The organism is Pseudomonas sp. Fl5BN2 (assembly GCF_009908205.1).
In the GTDB taxonomy this organism is placed as follows: Bacteria; Pseudomonadota; Gammaproteobacteria; order Pseudomonadales; family Pseudomonadaceae; genus Aquipseudomonas.
The window spans coordinates 99,167-125,821 of sequence record NZ_JAAARL010000009.1 but is presented as its reverse complement, the minus strand read 5'-3'; the positions used below and the strand labels follow the sequence as shown (position 1 = coordinate 125,821).

The following is a 26,655-nucleotide window of genomic DNA, read 5'->3' as shown; positions in this document are numbered from 1 at the left end:
GCCAGAATGGGCCATCGATTTCTCTGGAACCTCCCCATGGACGCCGCTACCCCCAGTCTTATCCGCGAAACTTTCCCCGTTGGCCCTTTGCAGTGCAACTGCACCATCATCGGTGATCCGCTGACCAAGAAAGCCATAGTCGTCGATCCTGGCGGCAACCCTGACATGATCATGGCGCGCCTCGATGCCCTGGGCTTGAAGGTGGTAAGTATCATCCATACTCACGCGCACCTGGATCACTTCCTTGCCTCTGGGCAAATGAAGGAAAAGACCGGTGCCACCTTGCACCTGCACAAGGACGATCAGTTCCTCTGGGATAACCTGGAGATGCAGTGCAGCATGTTCGGCGTGCCCTATACTCCGGTCCCGTCCCCGGACCGCTGGCTGGACGACGAGGAGGAGCTGGCCTGCGGTTGCGGTGTGGCCTTGCATACTCCAGGGCATACCCCAGGCTCCATGAGCTTTTGGTTTTCCGAGGCTAAGCTGCTGATTGCCGGTGACACACTGTTCAAGCGCGGGGTCGGGCGCACGGATTTGTGGGGCGGTGATCAGGCCACCCTGATGCGTTCGATCAAGCAGCGTCTTTACACGCTTGATGAAGATGCAACAGTAGTCACCGGGCACGGTCCAGATACCCGCCTGGGTGATGAAATGCGTCAGAATCCGTTCGTTAGAGCCTGATTATTTGCTCTACTGTTCACGGAATTTTTGCTGCTCTGCGTGTTCCAACGCCAGCAAAGGTCTGTTGCCAACGTCCGCTGCACCACAGAATGCAAAATGTAGGAGCTTTCCATGTTCACCTCGCGTCGTTTGATTCTTGTCGCAACTGCTGTGGCCTTGTTGTCCGGCTGTGCTTCGCCTAATCCCTATGACAATCAGGGGCAGGCCGACGGCGGCTCGTCAGGCATGAGCAAAACTGCAAAATACGGTGGCCTCGGGGCCTTGGCCGGTGCGCTGGCCGGTGCTGCCATTGACCACAACAACCGTGGCAAGGGTGCCTTGATCGGTGCTGCCGTGGTAGGTGCTTCTGCCGCCGGTTATGGCTATTACGCCGACCAGCAGGAGAAAAAGCTGCGCGCCAGCATGGCCAACACCGGGGTTGAAGTGCAGCGCCAGGGCGATCAGATCAAACTGATCATGCCGGGCAATATCACCTTCGCCACTGATTCGGCGAACATCGCACCAAGCTTCTATCAGCCGCTGAACAACCTGGCCAACTCCTTGCGTGAGTTCAGCCAGAACCAGATCGAAATCGTCGGCTACACCGACAGCACTGGCAGCCGTCAGCACAACATGGACCTATCTCAGCGTCGTGCCCAAAGCGTAGCGACCTATCTGACTTCCCAAGGCGTCAGTGGTGCCAACCTGTCCGCTCGTGGTGCCGGTCCGGATAACCCGATCGCCAGCAACGCCGACGTCAACGGCCGTGCGCAGAACCGTCGGGTGGAGGTCAATCTCAAGGCGATTCCGGGTCAGCAGTATCAACAACCTAACCAGCAGTACCAGCAGCCCTACCAGCAGTAAGGTCAGCAGTACCAGCAGTATCCCTGATCAGTCTGGTTCGACCCCAGGCATAAAAAAGCCCGCCCGATGCAGATCGGGCGGGCTTTTTAATGGCTGAGGCTAATTACTTTTTCAGACCATATTGTTCGTCAAGCATGCCGGGGGCGTTCGGCGTCTTCGGCGCGTAGTCCCGTGGCGGTTCCTGATCCCGTGGTGGTGTCAGGCGCTCGCGTGGAGCCTGTACCGACTCCGAGTGCAGGGCGGCCAGCAGACGCTGGCGGGTCAGTTCGTCCAGGGCCAGGCGGTTGGCGCCCTCGGCGAGATGATCCTGCACTTCCTGATAGCTCTGGGTAAGCTTCTTGACCAGGGTTGCGGTGCTGTTGAAGTGAGTCACCACTTCATTCTGATAATTGTCGAAACGTTCCTGAATATCATCCAGCTGACGCTGCGTGCGGTTAGGCGCGGCATTGGGCAGCAGGCGAGCGACCAGGAATCCAATAGCGACACCCGCGACCAGGGCAAGAGTCGGCAACAACCAAACTAAGAGCGAGTGTTCCACGAGTCCTTCCTCTATAAACGGCTTTGCTTTACGTTAACGGCTCGAACCTGCGCTGTATACCGCGATTCACTCGCAATAGATTGGCACAGACCTTTGCTAGACGAGTCGACCCCCTTCGAGGTCACGGAGTTCCTTCCTTGCTAATGCGTGAAACCCCTGTAGTGATTGCCGGCCCGGCGGGCCAACTGGAAACCCTGTATCTGCAGGTGCCCGATGCACGTGGCGTGGCGCTGATCTGTCACCCCAATCCGGTGCAGGGCGGCACCATGCTCAATAAAGTGGTGTCTACCTTGCAGCGCACTGCTCGGGATGCTGGCCTGATCACCTTGCGCTTCAACTATCGCGGCGTTGGCGCCAGCGAGGGCAGCCACGATATGAGCAGCGGTGAAGTCGACGATGCCCAGGCGGCCGCCCAGTGGCTGCTGGCCAAGCACCCAGCGTTGCCCTTGACCTTGCTGGGGTTTTCCTTCGGCGGTTTTGTCGCCGCCAGTCTCGGCGGGCGCCTGGAAGGTCAGGGCGTACAGCTCAAGCACCTGTTCATGGTGGCGCCAGCGGTAACCCGTTTGCGTGACACTGACCTGCTGCCGGAGAACTGCCCGTTGACCCTGATCCAGCCGGAAACCGATGAAGTCATCGAGCCGCAGGTGGTCTATGAGTGGTCCGACGCGCTTGTTCGCCCCCATGAGCTGCTGAAAGTGGCAGAATGCGGGCACTTTTTTCATGGCAAGCTCACCGACCTGAAAGATCTGGTGCTGCCGCGACTTTCGAATTGATAGCAGTCTGATAAGCGATTACCCATGACTACTCGTACGCGTATCCTCACCGGCATCACCACCACCGGCACGCCGCACCTGGGCAACTATGCCGGTGCCATCCGCCCGGCGATCGTCGCCAGCCGCGACAGCAATGCCGACTCCTTCTACTTCCTGGCCGACTACCACGCACTGATCAAGTGTGATGACCCGCTGCGCATCCAGCGTTCGCGCCTGGAAATCGCCGCGACCTGGCTGGCCGGTGGCCTGGATGTGGAGCGCGTGACTTTCTATCGCCAGTCGGACATTCCGGAGATTCCGGAGTTGACCTGGCTGCTGACCTGCGTAGCTGCCAAAGGCCTGCTCAACCGCGCCCATGCCTACAAGGCCTCGGTAGACAAGAACGTCGAGACCGGTGAAGACCCGGACGCGGGCATCACCATGGGCTTGTACAGCTATCCGGTGCTGATGGCTGCGGACATTCTGATGTTCAACGCGAACAAGGTGCCGGTGGGGCGTGACCAGATCCAGCACGTGGAAATGGCCCGGGATATCGGCCAGCGCTTCAACCACCTGTTCGGCCAGGGCAAGGAGTTCTTTGCCATGCCTGAGGCGCTGATCGAGGAAAGCGTTGCCACTTTGCCTGGCCTGGACGGTCGCAAGATGTCCAAGAGCTACGACAACACCATTCCGTTGTTCACCAGCGCCAAGGACATGAAGGACGCGATCTCGCGGATCGTCACCGACTCCAAGGCGCCGGGTGAGGCCAAGGATCCGGATAACTCTCATCTGTTCACCCTGTTCCAGGCGTTCGCCACTCCTGCACAAGCCAACGAATTCCGCAGCGAGTTGCTGCAGGGCCTGGGTTGGGGCGAAGCCAAGAACCGCCTGTTCCAGTTGCTGGACGGCGAGTTGGGCGAAGCTCGCGAGCGTTACCATCAGTTGATCGCGCGTCCATCGGACCTCGAGGACATCCTGCGCACCGGTGCTGCCAAGGCTCGTACCGTAGCGACACCGTTCCTCGCTGAGCTGCGTGAAGCTGTGGGCCTGCGTTCTTTCGCCACCCAGGTGCAGGTGGCGGCCAGCACCAAGAAAAAGGCGGTCAAGGCCGCGCGCTTCATCAGCTTCCGTGAAGACGATGGCAGTTTCCGTTTCCGCTTGCTTTCTGCGGATGGCGAGCAGTTGTTGCTGTCGCGCAACTTCGCTGACGGCAAGGCCGCTGGTGCGGTGACCAAGCAACTGCAGTCGGGGCATGACCTGGATCTGCGCAGCGAAGCCAATCGCTTCAGCATCTGGCTGGACGATGCCTGTGTGGCTGACAGCCCGGACTTTGCCGATGCAGCAGCACGTGACGCGGCCATAGCTGCACTGCGGATTGCACTGACCCCGGCGCAGGACTAAGCGGAATCTTCCCGACCAAGGGCTGATTGCCATTCCCTGAGGCCGTCGCTAAAGTGGCGGCCCGTTTTTGTTGCCTTGCTAACGAATTATGACGCCCCTAGAACGATACCAAGCTGATCTGAAACGCCCGGACTTCTTCCATGACGCGGCACAGGAAACTGCTGTGCGTCATCTGCAGCGCCTGTACGACGACCTGGTCGCCGCAGACCAACACAAGCCGGGGCTGCTCGGCAAACTGTTTGGCAAGAAGGATCAGGCGCCGGTCAAGGGCCTGTACTTCTGGGGTGGCGTAGGGCGGGGTAAGACCTACCTGGTGGACACCTTCTTCGAAGCCCTGCCGTTCAAGGAAAAGGTTCGTACGCACTTTCACCGTTTCATGAAGCGCGTACACGAAGAAATGAAGACCCTGGGCGGCGAGAAGAATCCGCTGGTCATCATCGCCAAGCGTTTCTCCCAAGAGGCGCGAGTGATCTGCTTCGACGAATTCTTTGTGTCCGATATCACCGACGCGATGATTCTCGGCACCTTGATGGAGGAGCTGTTCAAGAATGGCGTGACCCTGGTGGCCACCTCCAACATCGTCCCGGACGGCCTTTACAAGGACGGGCTGCAACGTGCCCGCTTCTTGCCAGCGATTGCCCTGATCAAGCAGAACACTGAAATCGTCAACGTCGACAGCGGTGTGGATTATCGCCTGCGTCATCTGGAACAGGCGGAACTGTTCCACTTTCCGTTGAACGAGGAGTCCCAGGAAAACCTGCGCAAGAGTTTTCGGGCGCTGACGCCTGAGTGTACTCAGGCAGTGGAAAACGATGTGCTGATGATCGAGAACCGTGAGATCCGCGCAGTGCGTACCTGCGATGACGTGGCCTGGTTTGATTTTCGTGACTTGTGCGACGGTCCTCGCAGCCAGAACGACTACATCGAACTGGGCAAGATCTTCCACGCGGTACTGCTCAGCGGTGTGGAGCAGATGAGCGTCACCACCGACGATATTGCTCGGCGCTTCATCAATATGGTCGACGAGTTCTATGACCGTAACGTCAAGTTGATCATCTCCGCCGAAGTTGAGCTCAAGGATCTCTACACCGGTGGTCGGCTGACGTTCGAGTTCCAGCGGACCCTCAGCCGGCTGCTGGAGATGCAGTCCCACGAGTTTCTCTCGCGGGCGCACAGGCCGTAACCACAAGCCAATGAAAAAGGGCCTGCATTGCAGGCCCTTTTTTTATGCCGCCTGTTGCTGGAACTGCTGGCGGTACTGGTTGGGTGAGAGCTCGGTGTGCTGGCGGAACAGGCGGGCGAAGAAGCTGGCGTCGTCATAACCGACTTCGTAGCTGATGGTCTTGATGCTCTTGCGTGTCCCGGAGAGCAGGCCCTTGGCGGTTTCGATGCGCAGGCGCTGCAAGTAATGCAGGGGCTTGTCGCCGGTGGCCGTCTGGAAGCGGCGCATGAAGTTGCGGATGCTCATACCGTGTTCGCGGGCCACGTCCTCGAAGCGGAACTTGTCGGCGAAGTGCTCTTCGAGCCAATGCTGGATCTGCAGGATGATCACGTCCTGATGCAGCTTCTGGCCACCGAAGCCAATGCGCCCGGGGGCGTAGCTGCGTTGCACTTCGTAGAGGATGTCCCGCGCTACTGCCTGGGCCACGTTGGCCCCGCAGAAGCGTTCGATCAGGTAGATGTACAGGTCGCAGGCCGAGGTGGTGCCGCCGGCGCAATACAGGTTGTCGGCGTCGGTTAGATGCTTGTCCTGATTGAGCTGGACCTTGGGGAAGCGCTCGCTGAAGGCGCTGAAGAAGCGCCAGTAGGTGGTGGCTTCCTTGCCATCGAGCAATCCGGCTTCAGCCAGCCAGAACACCCCGGTGGCTTCGCCGCAGAGTACCGCGCCACGAGCGTGCTGGGCTCGCAGCCAGGGCAATATCTGTGGGTAGCGCTGGCATAGGGTGTCGAAGTCATCCCAGAACGCCGGGAGGATGATCACATCGGCGTCTTCCAGCGGGCCATCCACCGGCATGATCACGTTGCTGAAACTGCAGACCGGCTGACCGTCGGGGCTGACCAGGCGGGTTTCAAATACCGGAGTCAGGCCTTGGCCCAGTTGTTTGCCGTAGCGCAGGCTGGCCAGATGGAAAAAATCCTTGGCCTGCATGAGGGTAGAAGCGAAAACCCGGTCGATAGCCAGGATGCTGACGCGCCGCAAGGGCGTAGAGGTTTGGTTAGACATAAATTCAATTGTTCTTATAGGGGAAAGTGGTCACCAGACGGCTGGATCGTCTTATTTTTTGTCGGATGTGTCCAGTGTCCCGTGCAGGCACCTGGGCTTAGGCTCTGGCAGCTAATCTCGATCAACAACCACAGGTGGCTGCATGATTCCCAGAACCTTGTTTAGTTCCGAGCACGAGCTTTTCCGTGACAGCGTGCGTACTTTCCTTGAGAAAGAGGCGGTGCCCTTCCATGGGGAGTGGGAGAAGCAGGGTTATATCGACCGTCAACTGTGGAGCAAGGCCGGCGAGGCAGGAATGCTGTGCTCGCATATTCCGGAAGAGTACGGCGGCCTGGGCGCGGACTTTCTCTATAGCGCAGTGGTGATCGAAGAAGTCGGCCGGTTGGGGCTGACCGGCATCGGTTTTTCCCTGCATTCGGACATTGTCGCGCCCTATATCCTGCATTACGGCAGTGAGGCGCTGAAGCACAAGTACCTGCCCAAGCTGGTATCGGGTGAGATGGTTACCGCCATCGCCATGACTGAGCCGGGGGCAGGTTCCGACCTGCAAGGGGTGAAAACCACTGCGGTGCTCGACGGTGATGAGTACGTGATCAATGGCTCCAAGACCTTTATCACCAATGGCTTTCTGGCGGAGCTGGTGATTGTGGTGGTCAAGACCGATCCCAAGGCGGGGGCCAAGGGCACCAGCCTGCTCCTGGTGGAGGCCAATACCCCCGGCTTCTCTAGAGGCAAGCGTCTGGAGAAGATCGGGATGAAGGCTCAGGACACCTCTGAGTTGTTCTTCCAGGATGTGCGAGTGCCCAAGGAGAACCTCCTGGGGCAGGCCGGGATGGGGTTTGCCTATCTGATGCAGGAGCTGCCACAGGAACGCCTGACCGTCGCAATTGGTGGTCTGGCCAGTGCCGAGGCGGCTCTGCAGTGGACGTTGCAATACACCCGTGAGCGCAAGGCATTCGGCAAGGCCATTGCTGACTTCCAGAACACGCGTTTCAAACTGGCAGAAATGGCCACGGAAATTCAGATCGGCCGGGTCTTTGTCGATCGCTGCCTGGAGCTGCACCTGCAAGGCAAGCTCGATGTGCCGACGGCGGCGATGGCCAAGTATTGGGGCACTGACCTGCAGTGCAAGGTGCTGGACGAATGCGTGCAATTGCACGGTGGCTACGGCTACATGTTGGAGTACCCGGTGGCCCGGGCCTGGGCGGATGCCAGGGTGCAACGCATCTACGCCGGGACCAACGAGATCATGAAGGAAATCATCGCCCGCTCGTTGTAGAAGTGGCCGGGTAGCACTCGGCTAGCAGGTGAAACAAGGCAGCGCGGAGTCCGAGCTGCCTCATTTACTGATAAGCCGGCGTGTGGCGGCCTTATGGGGCTGGGTTGGGGTGATCCTTGTGGATCGCCTCGATGCCGGCGAGCACCTCTTCCGACAGCTTCAATTCGGCACTGGCGATGTTGCTATCCAGTTGTTCCAGGGTGGTGGCACCGATGATGTTGCTGGTCACGAATGCTTGCTGGGTGACGAAGGCCAAGGCCATTTGTGCCGGATCCAGCCCATGCTCGCGGGCCAGGGCCACGTAGCGGCTGCAGGCTGCTTCCGACTGAGGGTTGAAGTAGCGACTAAAGCGGCTATATAGACTCAAGCGCGCTTTGGCCGGGCGAGCGCCGCCTTCGTATTTGCCGGACAGATAACCGAACGCCAGGGGCGAGTAGGCCAGTAAGCCGCATTGTTCGCGAATGGCGATTTCCGCCAGGCCCACTTCAAAGCTGCGGTTGAGCAGGTTATAGGGGTTCTGGATCGAAACGGCCCGTGGCCAGCCACGGCTCTCGGCCAGGGCGAGGAATTTCATGGTGCCCCAAGGGGTTTCATTGGACAGGCCGATATGACGGATCTTGCCGGCCTTGACCTGTTCATCCAGGGCTTCAAGGGTTTCTTCCAGTGGGGTGAAGTCTTCGTTGGCCTGGTGCTTGTAGCCCAGTTGGCCGAAGTAATTGGTACTGCGTTCGGGCCAATGCAGTTGATAGAGGTCAATCCAGTCGGTCTGCAGGCGTTTGAGGCTGGCATCCACGGCTTCGACAATGTGCTTGCGGTTGTGCTTGAGCTGCTTGTCACGAATGTAGTCGATGGTGTTGCCGGGGCCGGCAATCTTGCTGGCGAGGATCCAGTCGGCGCGATCACCACGCTGCTTGAACCAGTTGCCGATATAGCGCTCGGTAGTCGCGTAGGTCTCGGCCTTGGGTGGGACCGGGTACATTTCGGCGGTATCAATGAAATTGATTCCGGCGTCCTTGGCGCGTTCGATCTGGGCGAAGGCTTCAGCCTCGGTGTTTTGCTCGCCCCAAGTCATGGTGCCCAGGCAAATCGCACTCACATTCAGATCGGTTCGGCCCAGCTGGCGATAGTCCATCGGGTGCTCCCTTGGCAAAACAATCATAAAAGCAGGTTGAAATTTTTTTCGCAATCTGCATAATTCGGCAGCTCTTTCTGCAGTGGAAGTGATGCGCCGCCTGCCGAAGAATCTTGCCGTATATCAGACGCGCTGACCCGAGCCCCCGAAAGCGTCTGTGTTCGGCTGCCTTTGACCTTGTCAAAGTACGCACTATTCAGTAAGATCCGCCGTCTATTTTGCTGGACGGCCCCTGAGGCTATAAAGAATGAAAACTTTTACTGCTAAACCGGAAACAGTAAAGCGCGACTGGTTTGTCGTCGACGCTGCTGGTCAGACCCTGGGTCGTCTGGCCACCGAAATCGCGAGCCGTCTGCGTGGCAAGCACAAGCCTGAGTACACTCCTCACGTTGATACCGGCGACTACATCGTCGTGATCAATGCCGAGCAGGTACGTGTTACTGGCGCTAAAACCACTGACAAAATGTACTACTCCCACTCCGGTTTCCCGGGCGGCATCAAGTCGATCAACTTCGAAAAGCTGATCGCCAAGGCCCCTGAGCGCGTGATCGAGACCGCGGTAAAAGGCATGCTGCCTAAAAACCCGCTGGGTCGCGACATGTACCGTAAGCTGAAAGTCTATGCGGGCGCTGCTCACCCTCATACTGCTCAGCAGCCCCAAGAACTGAAGATTTAACGGAATAGTTCATTATGTCGGCGACTCAAAATTACGGCACTGGCCGTCGCAAGACTGCAACCGCACGCGTTTTCCTGCGTCCGGGTACTGGCAATATCTCCATCAACAACCGCACTCTGGAGAACTTCTTCGGTCGCGAAACTGCCCGCATGGTAGTTCGTCAACCGCTGGAGCTGACCGAGACTGTTGAGAAGTTCGATATCTACGTTACCGTTATTGGCGGCGGCGTAAGTGGTCAAGCTGGCGCAATCCGCCACGGCATCACTCGTGCTTTGATGGACTACGATGACACCCTGCGCGGCGCGCTGCGCAAAGCTGGCTTCGTTACTCGCGATGCCCGTGAAGTTGAACGTAAGAAAGTGGGTCTGCGTAAAGCGCGTAAGCGTCCGCAATACTCCAAGCGTTAATTCGCAGCTGCGTTCCAAAAACGCCCAGCCTCCTCGCGGAGCTGGGCGTTTTTTATTGTCTGAAATTTGCTCTGTGACAACTTGCCACATCCGCGGAAGCCCTATACTGCAAGGCTTCTGGCTTGGCCAGCTTGGTAATTACCTTGTCAGAATAGGGGCTTTTCATTACCATTCGGCAAAATTTTTATAAGTTCAGATTTTTACTTAGTAGATGCCTGATTTAACAGGCCACAAAGCTGATGGGAGAGGACTGAATGAGCAATGACGGCGTGAATGCAGGCCGGCGTCGCTTCTTGGTAGCAGCCACATCCGTGGTGGGTGCTGCTGGAGCGGTGGGGGCTGCGGTCCCGTTCGTGGGGTCATGGTTTCCCAGTGCCAAGGCGAAAGCCGCAGGTGCACCGGTGAAAGTGAATATCAGCAAGATCGATCCAGGTCAGCAGATGATTGCTGAGTGGCGCGGTCAGCCGGTGTTCATCGTCCGCCGTACCGAGGAAATCCTGGGCAATCTTAAAAAGATCGAGGGCCAGCTATCTGACCCGGACTCCAAGAACTCGGTACAACCAACCTACGTCGACCCGGAAGTGCGTTCGATCAAGCCAGAGATCCTTCTGCTGATCGGTATTTGCACCCACCTGGGCTGTTCTCCGACCTTCCGTCCTGAAGTGGCGCCCGCAGATCTGGGCAAGGATTGGGTCGGTGGTTATTTCTGCCCTTGCCACGGCTCCCACTACGATCTGGCTGGTCGCGTCTACAAGTCGCAACCTGCGCCTTTGAACCTGCCAGTACCGCCGCATTCCTATGAGTCGGATGACATCATCGTCATTGGCGTCGACACGGAGAAAGCGTGATGAGCAAGTTCATGGATTGGGTGGATGCGCGCTTCCCCGCAACCAAAATGTGGGAAGACCATCTCAGCAAGTATTACGCTCCGAAGAACTTCAACTTCTTCTATTTCTTTGGCTCCCTGGCACTGTTGGTTCTGGTCAATCAGATCGTTACCGGCGTCTGGCTGACCATGAGCTACACCCCTTCGGCGGAAGAAGCCTTTGCTTCCGTTGAATACATCATGCGTGACGTCGAATACGGCGCCATCCTGCGATTACTGCACTCCACTGGCGCTTCGGCGTTCTTCATCGTGGTCTATCTGCACATGTTCCGTGGCCTGCTTTACGGTTCCTACCAGAAGCCTCGTGAGCTGGTGTGGTTGTTCGGCATGCTGATCTATCTGGCGTTGATGGCCGAGGCCTTCATGGGCTACCTGTTGCCTTGGGGACAGATGTCCTACTGGGGTGCCCAGGTGATCATCTCGCTGTTCGGTGCGATCCCGGTTATCGGTGACGACCTGACCCAGTGGATTCGTGGTGACTACCTGATTTCCGGGATCACCTTGAACCGCTTCTTCGCCTTGCACGTCGTGGCCTTGCCAATCGTTATTCTTGGTCTGGTGGTGCTGCATATCCTCGCGTTGCACGAGGTGGGTTCGAACAACCCGGATGGCGTGGACATCAAGAAGCACAAGGACGAGAACGGTATTCCGCTGGACGGCATTCCTTTCCACCCTTACTACACCGTGAAAGATATCGTCGGCGTGGTGGTGTTCCTGTTCATCTTCTGCTCGATCGTGTTCTTCTTTCCGGAAATGGGTGGTTATTTCCTCGAAAAACCGAACTTCGAACAAGCTAACGCGTTCAAGACGCCTGAGCACATTGCTCCGGTGTGGTACTTCACTCCGTTCTACGCAATTTTGCGTGCAATCCCAGACAAGCTCATGGGTGTTGTTGCCATGGGTGCCGCTATTGCCGTGCTGTTCGTGCTGCCATGGCTGGACCGTAGTCCGGTCAAGTCAATGCGCTACAAAGGCATGCTGAGCAAGATCTGGTTGCTGGTGTTCTGCATCTCGTTCGTGATCCTGGGAGTGCTGGGCGTGCTCGCACCGACTCCGGGTCGTACGTTGCTGTCGCAGGTGTGTACCTTCCTGTACTTCGCCTACTTCATTCTGATGCCGTTCTATACCAGGCTCGAGAAGACCAAACCGGTTCCGGAAAGGGTGACTGGCTGATGAAAAAGCTATTTGCTGTACTGATTCTTGCTGCTATGCCTGTATTGTCTTTCGCAGCCGAGCACGGTCCTGAGTTGGAAAAGGTCGACATCGACCTGTCTGACAAAGCTGCCCTGCAAGATGGTGCGCGTACCTTTGCCAACTACTGCATGGGCTGCCACAGCGCCAAGTTCCAGCGTTATGAGCGAGTTGCCGATGACTTGGGCATCCCTCACGACCTGATGCTGAGCAATCTGGTGTTCACCGGAGCAAAGATCGGTGACCACATGAACATCGGCATGCAGCCGGCGGATGCCAAGACCTGGTTCGGTGCTGCGCCGCCGGACCTGACCTTGGTAGCTCGTGTGCGTGGTACCGACTGGCTCTATGGTTACCTGAAGTCCTTCTACGAGGACCCTTCGCGGCCTTGGGGTGTGAACAACACGGTGTTCCCGAATGTGGGTATGCCTAACGTTCTGGTCGGTCTGCAAGGCCGTCAGGTGATTGGTTGCAAGCAGGTCCAGATTGTCGAGGACGGCAAGAAGCAATACGATCCGCTGACCGGCACGCCTCTGACGCATGAGGCTTGCGACCAGCTGACCATCAAGGAAAACACGGGCACCCTCAATGAGGCGCAGTTCGACGAGAAGGTCAAGAATCTGGTGACCTTCCTGGCTTACTCGGCCAACCCGGTCAAGCTGCAGCACCAGCGCATCGGTACTTATGTACTCTTGTACCTGGCCTTCTTCTTCGTGTTCGCCTATCTGCTGAAGCGCGAATACTGGAAAGATGTGCATTAATAACGTTTTAAGCATCAGTTGTTGAACGTGCGCGCCCAAGGGCGTCTCTGAAACTGTAACAACCCTGTATCATCCGGGTGTTACCAGAGGCGCCTTCAGGGCGCGCTCGTTTTTTCTGCTTCCGATAATTTCAACAAGCGAGGAGGACCGCCATGGGCGTGACCAATCGGTTGGCCTGTTACTCCGACCCCGCCGACCACTATTCCCACCGGGTGCGCATTGTGCTTGCGGAGAAAGGTGTCAGCGCCGAGATCATCAGTGTGGAGGCGGGTCGTCAACCGCCAAAGCTGATCGAAGTGAATCCATACGGGAGCTTGCCTACGCTGGTCGATCGTGACCTGGCGTTGTGGGAGTCGACAGTGGTGATGGAGTACCTGGATGAGCGTTATCCGCACCCACCATTGCTGCCGGTTTATCCTGTGGCGCGGGCTAATAGCCGTTTGCTGATACACCGGATTCAGCGTGACTGGTGTGGGCAGGTGGACTTGATTCTTGATGCTCGAACCAAGGAAGCCGCTCGGGTGCTGGCGCGTAAGGAATTGCGTGAAAGTTTGACCGGAGTTTCTCCGCTATTCGCAGACAAGCCATTTTTCCTCAGTGAGGAACAAAGCCTGGTGGACTGCTGCCTGCTGCCCATACTCTGGAGATTGCCGATTCTGGGTATTGAACTGCCGCGGCAGGCCAAGCCGTTGCTCGAATATATGGAGCGTCAATTTGCGCGTGAGGCTTTCCAGGCGAGTCTGTCTGGTGTCGAACGTGATATGCGCTGAGGCTTAAGGAGCCGCTATGAACTCCAGTCGACCTTATCTGGTCCGTGCGCTCTATGAGTGGATTGTGGACAACGATTGCACCCCGCACATGCTGGTGAATTCCGAGTACCCGGCGGTGCAGGTGCCCCAGGGCTTTGCCAGTGACGGACAGATCGTCCTGAACATTTCGCCCAGTGCTGTGCGCCATCTGCACATGGACAACGATGCCGTGACCTTTGAGGGACGCTTTGGTGGTGTGCCTCACAGCTTGCACGTGCCTATCGCTGCGATTCTCGGGATTTACGCGCGAGAGAATGGCCAGGGTATGGTCTTCGATCTCGAGTCGTCTCTTGATGAAGATGAAGAGGGCGTCGAGTCGGATGATGATATGCCGCCACCTGACAGTGAGCCGCCGCGTCCAAGTGGCCGGCCGAGCTTGAAGGTGGTCAAGTAAAAAAAGGCGATCCGAATGGATCGCCTTTTTTGTATCTGTCAGAGCTGCGTGTCAGTCGATGTATTCAAACAACTTGACGATTCTCTGTACGCCGGAAACGCCCTGGACCAGGTTGGTGGCTTGAGCGGCTTCCTGTTGGGTCAGCAGGCCCAGCAGGTAAACGATGCCGTTCTCGGTCACGACCTTGATGCGCGAGGCGGGTACGCTAGCGTCGGCGAGCATCTGGGTCTTGATCTTGGTGGTCAGCCAGCCATCGTTCTGGCGCGCCAGAAATCCGGAAGGCGGTAGTACCTGCAGCTCGTTATGGACCTTCTTGACCCGCTGTACCTCGCTGGCGGCCTGCTCGGCCATGGCCTTGAGGTCGGCGCGCGGTGTCTGGCCCGCCAGCAGAACGATGCCGTTGAAGCTGCTGACGACGATATGCGAGTTGTTTTCCAGGTCCGGGTTGGCTTTGGCAACGTTGACGCTGACTTTGGTCTCGATCAGTGAGTCGTCGATCTTGCTGCCGAAGGTGCGAGTACCGCGATCATCATCAATGGGCTTGTCGCGGGTGGCGGTGATCACCGAGCTGCAACCAGTGATGCTTAGACACAAGGTCAGGGCCAGAAGGCCAAGGCGATTAGGGGTCATTCTTCACTCCCGAACAATTGGCTGTCGATCAAGTCGCAAAGGCAGTGGATCGCCAGCAGGTGGACTTCTTGAATACGTGCGGTGACGGTGGCCGGGACGCGAATCTCGACATCTTCGGGCAGTAGCAGCGAAGCCATGCCGCCGCCGTCGCGGCCGGTCAATGCTACGACAATCATTTCTCGATCATGTGCGGCCTGGATGGCTTGAATAATGTTCGCCGAGTTGCCACTGGTGGAAATCGCCAGCAACACATCGCCGGGCTGGCCCAGGGCGCGGATCTGTTTGGAGAAGATTTCGTTGTAGCTGTAGTCGTTGGCAATCGAGGTAATGGTCGAGCTGTCGGTGGTCAGGGCAATCGCCGGCAGGCTGGGGCGTTCACGTTCAAAGCGGTTGAGCAGCTCGGAGGAGAAGTGCTGGGCGTCGCCGGCGGAGCCACCGTTGCCACAGGAGAGCATTTTGCCTTCGTTGAGCAGGGCGTTGACCATGACCTGGCTGGCTTGCTCGATGTGCGGTGCAAGTACGTCCATCGCCTGTTGCTTGGTATCGATACTGGCCTGAAAAAGCTGGCGAATTCGGGATTGCATGTCCATCTGTGTGACCTTAAGTGGCGCGGCTTGGTGGCACGTGAATGTGCAGCCCGCAAAGCAAAGAGCAAAAAAGTTGAGTGAAAATGGGTGCGGCCTGAGGGCGTCTTTCAGCTGTCAAAGGCATTGCGTAGCCAGTTCAAGTGGGCTTCTGCACCCGGGCTGCCGTCAATGGCGACCACGTCGAAACGGCAGGGGTGGTTGGACCAGCGTGATTCGCGTTGCAGGAAGCTCTGCGCAGCGAGGATCAGCTTTTGGCGCTTGCGCCCATCGATACTGCCCAGCGCGCCACCCCATTGAGTGTGTTGTCTGTAGCGGACTTCGACGAATACTACTGTATCGCCGTCAAGCATGACCAGATCAAGCTCGCCGCGCTTACACAGCCAGTTCTGCGCCAATAGGCGCAGTCCTTGCTGCTGCAGATGCCTGAGTGCTTGGCACTCGGCATCTCTTCCGCTTTGCTGGCGTGATCCTTGAGGCATTAGCGCGGCGTGTCGGGCAGGCGAGTGACCTGGCCCCCGACGAACTTGGCCCATGGCAACTGACGTTCGATGCGCTGGCCTGCGGCCATGCCCAGGCTGCCGGATTCACCTTCTATCCGGCTGTCTGGCAAAGCCTTGAGTTGGCCTAGGCGTGGCGCCAGGCGATAGGCGTCGGCCCCCATGGCGTAAAGACGGCCGAGGCTGCCTCCGGCTTGTGGCCATTGTGCGGTGACCTGACGGCGCAGAGTGCCGTTGGCATCCAGCAGCCAAGGCGTTTCGCAGAACATCACGCCATTCATGTCGTTGTACTGGTTCTGGTCTCCGCTGGCGCTGAACACGTTGGAGGTGGCGTACACCGGAACGTCGCCAGCGTACTGGAAGTTCAGGGTCGGCTTGATCTGTTGGGCCTGTTGCGGAGTGGCAGCGAGGAAAATGAACTCGATGTCCTGGCGGCGCGATGGTTGTGCGGCGACTTGAGTGCCTACGGTGCTCTGCAGGCTCTTGGCGCGGCCTTCGCTTTGGCGCAATTGGAACAGGTCGGCAATCTGCTGGGCCAAGGCGACAGGTTGGTCAACGCGTTCGATACCGATCACGCTACCGCCGTTTGCTTCCCAATCCTGGCGGAAGGCCTTCAGCACGCGGTCGCCCCACTCGCCTTTGGGGACCAGCGCAGCAGCACGATGCAAGCCATCGGCGCGGGCGCGGCGAGAAACTTCGCGAGCTTCGTCTTCTGCCGCCAGGCCAAACTGGAACAACTGCGCCGGGCCTTGTTCGCCCTCGCTGTAGTTCAGGGCAAGGGTAGTGATCGGCAGTTGTGGGCGCGCGGCGAGTTGCTTGACCAGTGGTTTTTCCAGCGGGCCAACCACCAGTTGCACGCCGGCAGCCTGGGCCTTGCGGTAGAAGTCATCCAGGGAGCTCAGGCGCGAGCTGTCGTAGAACTCGATGCTAGGTGGTTTTTGTCCGGCTTGCTGAGCCTGATAGTGAGCGGCCATGAAGCCTTCACGCAGCGCTTTGGAGACTGAAGCCAGAGGGCCGTCCTGTGGCAGCAGCAAAGCGATTTTCGAAATCGGCTGGCTGGCCAGTTCCTTGAGCTTGATCAGCGGTTGCGGCAGTTGAAGGGCGGCAGGGTGCTTCGGATTCTGCGCGCGCCAGTTATCGATGGCTGCCTGTTGCTGCTCCAGGGTGCCCGCAGTCTTGACTGCCAGGGCCAGGCTCAGCCAGCCGGCCAGGTCGTCGTTGCCTGCAGGCTGCAACTGATCGGTGGGCAGGGCGGCAATCAGGGCCCAGATGGCCTCATGGTTTTTCGCTGCGGCGTCATCTTTCAGTAGCGGTGCGATCAGGATTCGCTGCTTTGCAGCGGCCAATGTCTGGCCATCGGCTTCCAGGGCACGAGCGTAAACGCTGCCGGTACGGATCTGCTGAGCTGCTGGCAACTCGCCCAAGTGTTGCAGGCTGGGGTGGCTCAGCGCGGTCAGCGCAGCTTTTGGCTGATTGCGCACCATCGCCAGTTCTGCAGCCAGGGTGCTGGCAAAGATCTGCTGGGCGGGTTTGAGCTGGTCCAGCGGTACTTGCTGGAGGATCTGTCCGGCGCGTCCGGCATTGCCTTGACGATAGGCCAGGTCAGCAGCGCTCAGGCGCAAGAGGGCGGCCTTGTCCGGGCTTTTGCTGGCGGCGGCCTGTTCGAGCAGCTGCTCGATGCTGGCATCCGGTGTCCGTGGAAGTTCGCCAAGGCTGGAGGAGGGCGAGCTGGCGCAAGCCACCAGAAGGGTAGCCAGGCAGAGGGCAAGAAACAGCCGCAGGCAAGCGATCATGTAAGTGTTCCTGATACTCGATCAAATTAGCGTGGAATTGTACCCAAGCGCTGGCCGGGGCGCGATGTTAGAGGTGATAAACCGTCTATTTAGCTGATGCAAATGTTGCTGTGGTGCATAAAAGGTCGCAATGGGCTGGAGCGTTGCGCGATTGTGAGGCGTATTGAGAAGACTTCAACGCGCTACAATGACGCTTTTGTCGATCAAGAGGTGTGCGCTTTGACTGCTCCAGGTCCTTTGAATTCCATTGCTGGCTCGCTTTATGTGGTGGCGACGCCCATTGGCAACCTGGATGACATCAGTGCTCGGGCTCTGAAGTTATTGCGCGAGGTGTCATTGATCGCGGCCGAGGATACTCGGCATTCCCAGCGCTTGATGCAGCACTTCGGGATTTCCACTCCTTTGGCAGCCTGTCATGAGCATAACGAGCGTGATGAGGGTAGTCGTTTCATTACCCGTTTATTGGCGGGCGATAACGTTGCCTTGATCTCCGATGCTGGTACCCCGCTGATTTCCGATCCGGGTTATCACTTGGTGCGCCAGGCTCGGGCCGCAGGTATCAACGTGGTGCCGGTGCCAGGGGCTTGTGCGCTGATCGCAGCGCTGTCGGCAGCGGGCCTGCCGTCGGATCGGTTTATCTTCGAGGGATTTCTGCCGGCCAAGGCCGTTGGGCGTCGGGCGCGACTGGAGTTGGTCAAGGAAGAGCCGCGGACGCTGATTTTCTATGAGGCGCCGCATCGCATTCTCGAGTGTCTGCAGGACATGGAGTCGGTGTTCGGTGGTGAGCGGCCGGCGTTGCTGGCTCGTGAGCTGACCAAAACCTTCGAAACCCTCAAGGGCTTGCCGCTTTCCGAGTTGCGCCAGTTCGTCGAGTCCGACAGCAATCAGCAGCGTGGAGAGTGCGTGGTGTTGGTCGCGGGATGGACGGTGCCGGAAAGTGACGAAGCGATCAGCAGTGAGTCGATGCGTATTCTTGATTTGCTGCTCAAGGAGATGCCGCTCAAGAGGGCGGCTGCGTTGGCTGCTGAAATTACCGGTGAGCGCAAGAATGTGCTGTATCAGGTGGCCCTGGATAAACAGAAGGGGCAATAAATTACGTAGCAGGGTGGCCAAAGGCTTTTAGCGCTTGTTCTTAGGCCGCTCTGCCGTTAATCTGCGCGGCGGAGAGTCGATTGGACAGTCGCTGCCCTCTATGAAAATTAGAGGGGGGAGGAAAGTCCGGGCTCCATAGGGCGGAGTGCCAGGTAATGCCTGGGAGGCGCGAGCCTACGGAAAGTGCCACAGAAAATAACCGCCTAAGCACTTCGGTGCCGGTAAGGGTGAAAAGGTGCGGTAAGAGCGCACCGCACGTCTGGTAACAGTTCGTGGCTAGGTAAACCCCACTCGGAGCAAGACCAAATAGGGTTCCAAGGCGTGGCCCGCGCTGGAACCGGGTAGGTTGCTAAAGATGTCCAGTGATGGCCATCGTAGAGGAATGACTGTCCTCGACAGAACCCGGCTTACAGATCGACTCTCCACCTTTTCCCTCCCTGCTTGAATCAATAGCAGAAGCGTTCTTGTAATACCGAAAAAATCTTACTCTTAACAAATCACTTTAACTTCGTGCTGTAGCTCAATGAGCTGTCTGAAGTTAATGCTCTGGAACGCCCCCCTAATTCTCGTTACCTCTCCTTTTTGCGTCCTAAATCTCCGTTCTATAAGGCTTTTCCGTCGCTGCGCGCCTTGACGGTGGTATGGGCGCATTCCTATAGTGTGCGCAAGTGGCGGAAAGTGGCATGAAGTGGGTTTTTTGAGCGTAAAACGCTAAAAATTGGAGAAACGCTGACGTGTTTCGCGGAGCTAACGCTATCAGTCTCGATGCAAAAGGCCGTCTCGCCATGCCGAGCCGGTATCGTGACGAGCTCGTTTCGCGAAGTTCCGGGCAGTTAATCGTCACGATTGACGCTGTTGATCCTTGTTTGTGTGTTTATCCCCTCGATGAGTGGGAGCTTATAGAAACCAAACTGCGCGCACTGCCTTCGCTGCGTGAAGAAAACCGTCGTTTACAGCGTTTGCTGATTGGTAATGCCGTCGATCTTGAACTCGATGGCAGTGGTCGTTTCCTGGTGCCGCCGCGCCTGCGTGAATATGCCAAGTTGGATAAGCGCGCAATGCTGGTGGGCCAACTGAACAAGTTCCAATTGTGGGACGAGGATGCCTGGAATGCTGTCTCTGCAGCGGACCTGGCGGCTATTCAACAACCGGGCGCGATGCCTGATGAACTGCGTGATTTGATCCTGTGACTATTGATAGCGGCTTTAACCACATCACCGTGCTGCTTGACGAAGCCGTCGAGGCTCTCGCCGTACGCCCTGATGGCTGCTATTTAGATGGCACCTTCGGCCGTGGCGGGCATAGCCGGCTGATTCTCAGCAAGCTCGGGCCGGACGGCCGGCTCCTTGGATTTGACAAGGACCCACAAGCGATTGCCACCGGGCAAGCGCTAGCGGCCGAAGACGGCCGCTTTGTCGTTGTACAGCGCAGCTTTGCCGAGCTTGGTTCCGAGGTCGCTGATCGCGGCCTGGCAGGCAAGGTCAGTGGTGTGTTGCTGGACCTGGGGGTGTCGTCGCCACAGCTGGACGACCCTGAGCGTGGCTTCAGCTTTCTCAATGATGGCCCGCTGGATATGCGTATGGATCCAACGCGTGGCGTCAGTGCTGCGCAGTTCATTGCTACGGCGCCCGTGGAAGAAATCGCCCGGGTATTCAAGGAGTACGGTGAAGAGCGCTTCTCTGGTCGTATGGCGCGCGCAGTGGTTGAGCGTCGTGAGATCCAGCCTTTCGAGCGTACTGCTGATCTGGCCGAAGTATTGAAAGTCGCCAACCCGGCTTGGGAGAAGGGCAAGAACCCGGCTACCCGTGCTTTTCAGGGTTTGCGCATTCACGTGAATAACGAACTGGGCGATCTCGAGGCCGGCCTTGAAGCTGCGCTGGAGTCCCTGGAAATCGGTGGTCGCCTGGTGGTGATCAGCTTCCACTCCCTGGAAGATCGCATCGTCAAGCTGTTCATGCGGCGCCTGGTAAAAGGTGAGTCCGACAATCTGCCGCGCAACCTGCCGGTACGTTTTGAAGCTTTTGTGCCGAAAATCAAGGTTCATGGCAAAGCGCAGTTCGCCTCCGAGGCTGAACTCAAAGCCAACCCCCGCTCCCGTAGTGCTGTCATGCGTATCGCGGAGAAGCTTCGGTGAGCAAGCTTTTCGCCAAGCCACTTCCAGGCGGAAGCTTTTTCATGCTCCTGCTATTTGTTGGGGTTTTGGTTTCCGCGATTGCGGTGTCCTACAGCGCCCACTGGAACCGTCAGCTACTCAATACGCTGTTTGGCGAGTTGAGTGTGCGTGACAAGGCCCAGGCCGAATGGGGTCGGCTGATTCTTGAGCAAAGCACCTGGACTGCCCACAGCCGGATCGAAGTGCTGGCCACCGAACAACTGAAAATGCACATCCCCGGTGCTGCTGAAGTTCGCATGGTGACGCCATGAAACTTGAAGGCGCTCTCTATCCTTGGCGTTTTCGTCTGGTGTTGGGCTTGCTGGCAATCATGGTGTCGGCAATTGCCTGGCGCATTATCGACTTGCAAGTGGTCGACCGTGATTTCCTCAAGGGGCAAGGCGATGCGCGTAGCGTTCGCCATATTCCTATTCCTGCACACCGTGGCTTGATCACTGACCGTAACGGCGAGCCGTTGGCGGTGAGTACGCCGGTGACGACCTTGTGGGCCAATGCCAAGGAGATGCAATTGGCCAAGGACCGTTGGCCAGCGCTGGCTATGGCCCTGGGGCAGGATCCGAAAGTCTTGAGCGAGCGTCTTGAGGCCCAGGCCAACAAAGAATTCATCTACCTGGTTCGGGGTCTGACTCCGGAACAGGGCCAGGCTGTGCTCGATCTGAAGGTTCCAGGTGTCTATGGCATTGAGGAGTTCCGGCGGTTCTATCCGGCCGGTGAAGTGACCGCACACATGGTGGGTTTTACCGACATCGATGACCGTGGTCGTGAAGGGGTCGAACTGGCCTATGACGAATGGCTTGCGGGGGTTGCTGGTAAGCGTCAGGTGATCAAGGACCGGCGTGGCAGGTTGATCAAGGATGTTCAGGTCACCAAGAACGCCAAGGCCGGCAAGCCTTTGGCGTTGTCGATCGACCTGCGCCTGCAGTATCTGGCCAACCGCGAACTGCGCAACGCCATTGTCGAGAACGGCGCCAAGGCCGGCAGCCTGGTGATCATGGATGTGAAGACTGGCGAGATCCTCGCCATGGTCAACCAGCCGACTTACAACCCCAACAACCGCCGCAACCTGCAGCCAGCGATGATGCGTAACCGCGCGATGATCGACGTGTTCGAGCCAGGCTCGACCATGAAGGCGATCTCCATGAGTGCTGCGCTGGAAACCGGTCGCTGGAAGCCCAGCGATACCGTGGAGGTCTACCCGGGCACTCTGCAGTTGGGCAAGTACACCATCCGCGACGTCTCCAAGACCGAAGGGCCGGTGCTCGACCTGACCGGGATCCTGATCAACTCCAGTAACGTGGGCATGAGTAAGGTCGCCTTCGATATTGGTGGTGAAACCATTTTCCGTCTGGCGCAGAAGATCGGTCTGGGCCAGGACACGGGCCTTGGCTTCCCTGGCGAGCGGGTCGGTAACCTGCCGAACTATCGCGAGTGGCGCAAAGCCGAAACCGCGACCCTGTCTTATGGCTACGGCCTGTCGGTGACGGCGATCCAGTTGGTTCACGCATTCTCTGCATTGGCCAACAACGGGCGCATCGCTCCACTCACGCTGATCAAGTCCGACAAGGCTCCGCAAACCACGCAGGTGATTCCGGAAAACATCGCCAAGACCATGCAGGGCATGCTGCAGCAAGTGATTGAAGCACCTCGTGGCGTGTTCCGTGCCCAGGTGCCGGCCTATCACGTGGCGGGCAAGAGTGGTACGGCGCGTAAGACTTCGGTAGGTACCAAAGGGTATGCCGAGAATTCCTATCGCTCACTGTTTGCCGGCTTTGGCCCCATGAGCGATCCACGCTACGCCATCGTGGTGGTGATCGATGAGCCAAGCAAAGCCGGTTACTTCGGTGGCCTGGTATCCGCGCCGGTATTTAGCAAAGTAATGTCCGGAACCCTGCGTTTGATGAACATCACCCCGGATAACCTGCCGACTACGCAACAGGCCAACGCGGCACCCGGTACACCTGTACGAGCCAATGGAGGGCGCGGCTAATGTCTCTTAGCCTGAATAAGATTTTCGCCCACGCCGGTCGTGACCTGTTGATCCGCGAGTTGACCCTGGACAGCCGAAATGTTCGCGCTGGCGATCTGTTCCTGGCGGTACCCGGTGCCAAGTTCGATGGTCGTGCGCACATCGCCGACGCATTGCAACGCGGTGCGGCTGCGGTGGCCTATGAGGTCGAAGGGGCAACGGTATTGCCGCTGACCGATGCGCCGCTGATTCCCGTCAAGGGCCTGGCGGCGCAGCTCTCGGATATTGCCGGGCGCTTCTACGGCGATCCAAGTCGTCAGTTGAACCTGATAGGCGTGACCGGTACCAACGGTAAGACCAGCGTCACCCAGTTGGTGGCCCAGGCGCTGGATCTGCTCGGCCAGCGCTGCGGGCTGGTGGGCACCCTGGGCACGGGGTTCCATGGCGCACTGGAAAGTGGTTTGCACACCACGCCGAACCCGATTGCCGTGCAGGCAACCCTGGCTGACCTGAAGAATGCCGGCGCCAAAGCCGTAGCCATGGAGGTTTCCTCTCACGGCCTGGATCAGGGGCGCGTGGCAGCCCTGGCGTTCGATGTGGCAGTGCTGACCAATTTGTCCCGTGATCATCTGGATTATCACGGGACCATGGAAGCCTATGGTGCGGCCAAGGCCAAGCTCTTCAATTGGACCGACCTGCGTTGCCGGGTGATCAATCTCGACGACGGCTTTGGGCGGCAATTGGCGGCGGACAAGCACGAGTCGCGATTGATCACCTACAGCCTCGAAGACTCTGCTGCCTACCTGTTCTGCCGCGAAGCGAATTTTGACGACGACGGCGTGCGCGCGACTCTGGTGACCCCGCAAGGCGAACATCATCTGCGCAGCAGCCTGCTCGGGCGCTTCAACCTGAGCAATGTGCTGGCTGCCGTGGGAGCGTTGCTGGGCCTGGAGTATGCGCTGGATGAAATCCTTGCAGTCCTGCCCAAACTGGAAGGTCCTGCTGGACGCATGCAGCGCCTGGGCGGCGGTACCCAGCCGTTGGTAGTGGTCGATTACGCCCATACCCCGGACGCCCTGGAAAAGGTCCTGCAGGCCCTGCGTCCCCACGCCAAGGGTCGTTTGCTGTGCCTGTTCGGCTGCGGTGGCGATCGTGATCGCGGCAAGCGTCCATTGATGGCGGAAGTGGTCGAGCGTCTGGCCGACGGCGTGCTGGTCACCGATGACAATCCGCGCAGCGAAGACCCAGCACAAATTTTCGACGACATTCGCGCCGGCTTCAACACGGTGGACAAGGTCGACTTTGTCGCCGGTCGTGGTCTGGCGATCGCCCGCTTGATTGCTTCTGCATCGGCCGATGATGTGGTGGTTCTGGCGGGCAAGGGCCATGAGGACTACCAGGAAATCAATGGCCAGCGCCATGCCTTCTCTGACCTGGCCGAGGCGGATAAAGCTTTGACTGCGTGGGAGGTGGCCCGTGCTTAAAGTCTTGAGGCTCAGTGACGTATCAGCTCCGTTGGACGCCCGCCTGATCGCGGGCGATGTTCGTTTCAGCGGTGTCAGTATTGATAGTCGGGCAATCCAGGCCGGGCAGCTGTTTGTTGCCCTGACCGGCCCGCGTTTTGATGGCCACGACTACTTGAATGACGTGGCGAGTAAAGGTGCGGTGGCGGCGTTGGTGGAACGTGAAGTTGCCGATAGCACGCTGCCGCAACTGCTGGTCAAGGATACCCGTCTGGCGCTGGGGCAATTGGGCGCGCTCAACCGCGGAGCCTTTACCCGTCCGGTTGCTGCGGTGACCGGTTCCAGTGGCAAGACCACGGTCAAGGAAATGCTCGCCAGCATCTTGCGCACCCGTGGTCCGGTGCTGGCCACTCGTGGCAACTTGAATAATGATCTGGGCGCGCCGCTGACGCTGTTGGAGCTGGCCCCGGAACACACCGCTGCGGTGATTGAGCTCGGCGCGTCGCGCATCGGCGAGATTGCCTACACCGTGGCCATGACTCGACCTCATGTAGCAATCATCAGTAACGCCGGTACCGCTCACGTCGGTGAGTTTGGCGGTCCGGAGAAAATCGTCGAGGCCAAGGGTGAAATCCTTGAAGGGCTCGATACTGCCGGGATTGCCGTGCTCAACCTGGACGATAAGGCGTTCCCGATCTGGAAGGCTCGCGCAGGTGCTCGTCAGGTGCTGAGCTTCGCCCTGAGCAACAGTGCCGCCGACTTTCATGCCTCTGAGATGGGCCGTGACGCCCGCGGCTGCCCGTCCTTCAAGTTGCACAGCCCCAAGGGTGTGGAACGGGTCCAGTTGAACCTGCTGGGCACGCATAACGTCGCCAATGCCCTGGCCGCTGCAGCCGCGGCCCACGCCATGGGCGTGTCGCTATTTGGCATCGTCACCGGCCTGAATGCGGTGCAACCGGTCAAGGGACGCACCGTCGTGCAGCTGGCGAAAAATGGCATGCGGGTGATCGATGACACTTACAACGCAAACCCCACCTCAATGTGCGCTGCCGTTGATATACTCACCGGCTTTTCCGGCCGCACCGTCCTGGTGCTCGGAGACATCGGCGAGTTGGGCGAGTGGGCGGAGCAGGGGCACCGCGAAGTAGGTGCGTATGCCGCTGACAAGGTTTCGGCCCTCTACGCCGTAGGCCCGATGATGGCTCATGCCGTCGCCGCCTTTGGCGAGCACGCGCGCCACTTTGCCAGTCAGGCTGATCTGATTGCCGCCCTGGGCGTCGAGCAAGACCCAAACACCACAATTTTGATCAAGGGATCGCGCAGCGCGGTGATGGAAAACATCGTCGCGGCTTTGTGTGGTCCCCATCTTCAAGAAAAAAACGGAGAGAAACATTAATGCTGCTGCTGCTAGCGGAGTACCTGCAACAGTTCTACAAAGGCTTTGCGGTCTTTCAGTACCTGACCCTGCGCGGGATTCTCGGAGTACTGACGGCTCTGTCTTTGTCGCTGTGCCTGGGTCCGTGGATGATCCGTACTCTGCAGAACCGGCAGATTGGCCAGTCCGTGCGTAACGATGGCCCGCAGTCGCACCTGTCCAAGTCGGGCACCCCGACCATGGGCGGGGCACTGATTCTTTCTGCCATCGGTATCAGCACCCTGCTTTGGGCCGACCTGCGCAACCATTATGTGTGGGTGGTGTTGCTGGTGACCCTGGCGTTCGGTGCCATCGGCTGGGTCGATGACTATCGCAAAGTGATCGAGAAAAACTCCCGTGGGCTGCCCAGCCGCTGGAAGTACTTCTGGCAATCGGTGTTCGGCCTGGCTGCCGCGATCTTCCTTTATGTGACTGCGCAGAGCCCGGTGGAAACCACTCTGCTGATCCCGATGCTCAAGGACGTGAGCATTCCCCTGGGTATCGGCTTTGTGGTCCTGACCTACTTCGTCATCGTCGGCTCCAGCAACGCGGTCAACCTGACCGATGGCCTCGATGGCCTGGCGATCATGCCGACGGTAATGGTCGGCGGTGCGCTGGGGATCTTCTGCTACCTGTCGGGTAACGTGAAGTTCGCCGAATACCTGCTGATTCCTTATGTACCGGGAGCGGGGGAGCTGATTGTCTTCTGTGGCGCGTTGATCGGTGCCGGCCTGGGTTTCCTGTGGTTCAACACCTACCCGGCGCAAGTGTTCATGGGCGATGTCGGTGCGCTGGCGCTGGGCGCGGCCTTGGGCACTATTGCGGTGATCGTGCGTCAGGAAATCGTCCTGTTCATCATGGGCGGTGTGTTCGTGATGGAAACCCTGTCCGTAGTGATCCAGGTCGCCTCCTTTAAATTGACCGGTCGGCGAGTGTTCCGCATGGCGCCGATTCACCACCACTTTGAACTCAAGGGCTGGCCCGAGCCACGCGTGATCGTCCGTTTCTGGATTATTACCGTGATCCTCGTGTTGATCGGCCTTGCCACCCTGAAGCTGAGGTAGAA

The 26,655-nt window shown here is 58.5% G+C and carries 28 protein-coding genes and 1 other RNA gene; 22 read left to right on the top strand and 7 right to left on the bottom strand.

Going from position 1 to position 26,655, the window contains the following annotated elements; translation table 11 throughout:
- Positions 1-36: 36 nt before the first annotated feature.
- Together GV819_RS14605 and GV819_RS14600 are read left to right on the top strand one after the other, a co-directional pair.
- Positions 37-681, top strand: a complete 645-nt coding sequence (locus GV819_RS14605) for an MBL fold metallo-hydrolase (RefSeq protein WP_161756752.1) — start codon at positions 37-39, stop codon at positions 679-681.
- A 111-nt stretch (positions 682-792) separates the two neighbouring features.
- Positions 793-1,524: an OmpA family protein gene (locus tag GV819_RS14600; RefSeq protein WP_161756751.1), complete on the top strand. Its 732-nt coding sequence runs from the start codon at positions 793-795 to the stop codon at positions 1,522-1,524.
- A 103-nt stretch (positions 1,525-1,627) separates the two neighbouring features.
- On the opposite strand, the gene GV819_RS14595 is transcribed toward GV819_RS14600, so the two are convergent.
- Positions 1,628-2,062, bottom strand: a complete 435-nt coding sequence (locus tag GV819_RS14595; protein ID WP_011063336.1) for a YhcB family protein — start codon at positions 2,060-2,062, stop codon at positions 1,628-1,630.
- A gap of 143 nt (positions 2,063-2,205) precedes the next feature.
- Between GV819_RS14595 and GV819_RS14590 the strand changes: the two genes are divergently transcribed.
- The 3 genes from GV819_RS14590 (at position 2,206) to zapE (ending at position 5,398) form a co-directional block, all read left to right on the top strand.
- Positions 2,206-2,835: an alpha/beta hydrolase gene (locus tag GV819_RS14590; protein WP_161756750.1), complete on the top strand. Its 630-nt coding sequence runs from the start codon at positions 2,206-2,208 to the stop codon at positions 2,833-2,835.
- A 24-nt stretch (positions 2,836-2,859) separates the two neighbouring features.
- Positions 2,860-4,215 (top strand): tryptophan--tRNA ligase, encoded by a 1,356-nt coding sequence (locus tag GV819_RS14585; RefSeq protein ID WP_161756749.1) that lies wholly within the window; start codon positions 2,860-2,862, stop codon positions 4,213-4,215.
- Positions 4,216-4,303: 88 nt separating this feature from the next.
- Positions 4,304-5,398, top strand: a complete 1,095-nt coding sequence (gene zapE, locus GV819_RS14580) for a cell division protein ZapE (protein ID WP_161756748.1) — start codon at positions 4,304-4,306, stop codon at positions 5,396-5,398.
- A 42-nt stretch (positions 5,399-5,440) separates the two neighbouring features.
- On the opposite strand, the gene GV819_RS14575 is transcribed toward zapE, so the two are convergent.
- Positions 5,441-6,340 (bottom strand): GlxA family transcriptional regulator, encoded by a 900-nt coding sequence (locus GV819_RS14575; RefSeq protein WP_178126006.1) that lies wholly within the window; start codon positions 6,338-6,340, stop codon positions 5,441-5,443.
- Positions 6,341-6,581: 241 nt separating this feature from the next.
- Between GV819_RS14575 and GV819_RS14570 the strand changes: the two genes are divergently transcribed.
- Positions 6,582-7,718 carry an acyl-CoA dehydrogenase family protein gene (locus GV819_RS14570; RefSeq protein ID WP_161756746.1) on the top strand — a complete coding sequence of 379 codons (1,137 nt, stop codon included), beginning with the start codon at positions 6,582-6,584 and terminating at the stop codon, positions 7,716-7,718.
- Between the two features lie 91 nt (positions 7,719-7,809).
- Here GV819_RS14570 and GV819_RS14565 read toward each other — a convergent pair whose 3' ends face one another.
- Positions 7,810-8,850 (bottom strand): NADP(H)-dependent aldo-keto reductase, encoded by a 1,041-nt coding sequence (locus GV819_RS14565; protein ID WP_161756745.1) that lies wholly within the window; start codon positions 8,848-8,850, stop codon positions 7,810-7,812.
- 247 nt (positions 8,851-9,097) lie between these two features.
- On the opposite strand from GV819_RS14565, the gene rplM reads away from it, so the two are divergent.
- From rplM to GV819_RS14530, 7 genes are all read left to right on the top strand, one after another.
- Positions 9,098-9,526, top strand: coding sequence for a 50S ribosomal protein L13 (rplM, locus tag GV819_RS14560; RefSeq protein ID WP_007928449.1), 429 nt, complete (start codon positions 9,098-9,100; stop codon positions 9,524-9,526).
- Positions 9,527-9,540: 14 nt separating this feature from the next.
- Positions 9,541-9,933 (top strand): 30S ribosomal protein S9, encoded by a 393-nt coding sequence (gene rpsI, locus GV819_RS14555; RefSeq protein WP_161756744.1) that lies wholly within the window; start codon positions 9,541-9,543, stop codon positions 9,931-9,933.
- A gap of 254 nt (positions 9,934-10,187) precedes the next feature.
- The gene (petA, locus tag GV819_RS14550; protein ID WP_011063329.1) at positions 10,188-10,781 is read left to right on the top strand and encodes a ubiquinol-cytochrome c reductase iron-sulfur subunit; all 594 of its coding nucleotides are present in this window, start codon (positions 10,188-10,190) and stop codon (positions 10,779-10,781) included.
- Positions 10,781-11,992 carry a cytochrome b gene (locus tag GV819_RS14545; RefSeq protein ID WP_161756743.1) on the top strand — a complete coding sequence of 404 codons (1,212 nt, stop codon included), beginning with the start codon at positions 10,781-10,783 and terminating at the stop codon, positions 11,990-11,992. The genes petA and GV819_RS14545 overlap by 1 nt, the downstream gene beginning before the upstream one ends.
- Positions 11,992-12,771 carry a cytochrome c1 gene (locus GV819_RS14540; protein ID WP_161756742.1) on the top strand — a complete coding sequence of 260 codons (780 nt, stop codon included), beginning with the start codon at positions 11,992-11,994 and terminating at the stop codon, positions 12,769-12,771. The genes GV819_RS14545 and GV819_RS14540 overlap by 1 nt, the downstream gene beginning before the upstream one ends.
- Positions 12,772-12,923: 152 nt before the next feature.
- Positions 12,924-13,541, top strand: a complete 618-nt coding sequence (locus GV819_RS14535) for a glutathione S-transferase N-terminal domain-containing protein (RefSeq protein ID WP_161756741.1) — start codon at positions 12,924-12,926, stop codon at positions 13,539-13,541.
- Positions 13,542-13,557: 16 nt separating this feature from the next.
- A complete protein-coding gene (locus GV819_RS14530) occupies positions 13,558-13,974 on the top strand; it encodes a ClpXP protease specificity-enhancing factor (protein ID WP_161756740.1) in 417 nt (138 codons plus the stop codon).
- A 51-nt stretch (positions 13,975-14,025) separates the two neighbouring features.
- Here the strand turns inward: GV819_RS14530 and GV819_RS14525 are convergent, their stop codons facing one another.
- From GV819_RS14525 to GV819_RS14510, 4 genes are all read right to left on the bottom strand, one after another.
- Complete coding sequence (locus tag GV819_RS14525) at positions 14,026-14,604, bottom strand: BON domain-containing protein (RefSeq protein WP_161756739.1); 579 nt, start codon at positions 14,602-14,604, stop codon at positions 14,026-14,028.
- Positions 14,601-15,194 (bottom strand): phosphoheptose isomerase, encoded by a 594-nt coding sequence (locus GV819_RS14520; RefSeq protein ID WP_024073509.1) that lies wholly within the window; start codon positions 15,192-15,194, stop codon positions 14,601-14,603. The genes GV819_RS14525 and GV819_RS14520 overlap by 4 nt, the downstream gene beginning before the upstream one ends.
- A gap of 104 nt (positions 15,195-15,298) precedes the next feature.
- Positions 15,299-15,670, bottom strand: coding sequence for a YraN family protein (locus GV819_RS14515; RefSeq protein ID WP_161756738.1), 372 nt, complete (start codon positions 15,668-15,670; stop codon positions 15,299-15,301).
- Positions 15,670-17,481, bottom strand: coding sequence for a penicillin-binding protein activator (locus GV819_RS14510; RefSeq protein WP_161756737.1), 1,812 nt, complete (start codon positions 17,479-17,481; stop codon positions 15,670-15,672). The genes GV819_RS14515 and GV819_RS14510 overlap by 1 nt, the downstream gene beginning before the upstream one ends.
- Before the next feature lie 219 nt (positions 17,482-17,700).
- Between GV819_RS14510 and rsmI the strand changes: the two genes are divergently transcribed.
- The 9 genes from rsmI to mraY all read left to right on the top strand — a co-directional run bounded on the left by rsmI (position 17,701) and on the right by mraY (position 26,653).
- The gene (rsmI, locus tag GV819_RS14505) at positions 17,701-18,573 is read left to right on the top strand and encodes a 16S rRNA (cytidine(1402)-2'-O)-methyltransferase (RefSeq protein ID WP_161756903.1); all 873 of its coding nucleotides are present in this window, start codon (positions 17,701-17,703) and stop codon (positions 18,571-18,573) included.
- A gap of 72 nt (positions 18,574-18,645) precedes the next feature.
- Positions 18,646-18,999: RNase P RNA component class A (gene rnpB, locus GV819_RS14500), an RNA gene on the top strand.
- Positions 19,000-19,307: 308 nt separating this feature from the next.
- Positions 19,308-19,763, top strand: a complete 456-nt coding sequence (gene mraZ, locus GV819_RS14495) for a division/cell wall cluster transcriptional repressor MraZ (protein WP_011063319.1) — start codon at positions 19,308-19,310, stop codon at positions 19,761-19,763.
- The gene (rsmH, locus tag GV819_RS14490; protein WP_372242107.1) at positions 19,760-20,707 is read left to right on the top strand and encodes a 16S rRNA (cytosine(1402)-N(4))-methyltransferase RsmH; all 948 of its coding nucleotides are present in this window, start codon (positions 19,760-19,762) and stop codon (positions 20,705-20,707) included. Before mraZ ends, rsmH begins: the two co-directional genes overlap by 4 nt.
- Positions 20,704-20,997 carry a cell division protein FtsL gene (gene ftsL / locus GV819_RS14485; protein ID WP_161756736.1) on the top strand — a complete coding sequence of 98 codons (294 nt, stop codon included), beginning with the start codon at positions 20,704-20,706 and terminating at the stop codon, positions 20,995-20,997. The genes rsmH and ftsL overlap by 4 nt, the downstream gene beginning before the upstream one ends.
- Complete coding sequence (locus GV819_RS14480) at positions 20,994-22,733, top strand: peptidoglycan D,D-transpeptidase FtsI family protein (RefSeq protein WP_161756735.1); 1,740 nt, start codon at positions 20,994-20,996, stop codon at positions 22,731-22,733. Before ftsL ends, GV819_RS14480 begins: the two co-directional genes overlap by 4 nt.
- Complete coding sequence (locus GV819_RS14475; RefSeq protein ID WP_161756734.1) at positions 22,733-24,196, top strand: UDP-N-acetylmuramoyl-L-alanyl-D-glutamate--2,6-diaminopimelate ligase; 1,464 nt, start codon at positions 22,733-22,735, stop codon at positions 24,194-24,196. Before GV819_RS14480 ends, GV819_RS14475 begins: the two co-directional genes overlap by 1 nt.
- Entirely contained in the window at positions 24,189-25,571 is a 1,383-nt protein-coding gene (locus GV819_RS14470) for a UDP-N-acetylmuramoyl-tripeptide--D-alanyl-D-alanine ligase (RefSeq protein ID WP_161756733.1), read from the top strand. Before GV819_RS14475 ends, GV819_RS14470 begins: the two co-directional genes overlap by 8 nt.
- Positions 25,571-26,653, top strand: coding sequence for a phospho-N-acetylmuramoyl-pentapeptide-transferase (gene mraY, locus GV819_RS14465; protein WP_161756732.1), 1,083 nt, complete (start codon positions 25,571-25,573; stop codon positions 26,651-26,653). The genes GV819_RS14470 and mraY overlap by 1 nt, the downstream gene beginning before the upstream one ends.
- The last annotated feature ends 2 nt before the right edge of the window (positions 26,654-26,655 follow it).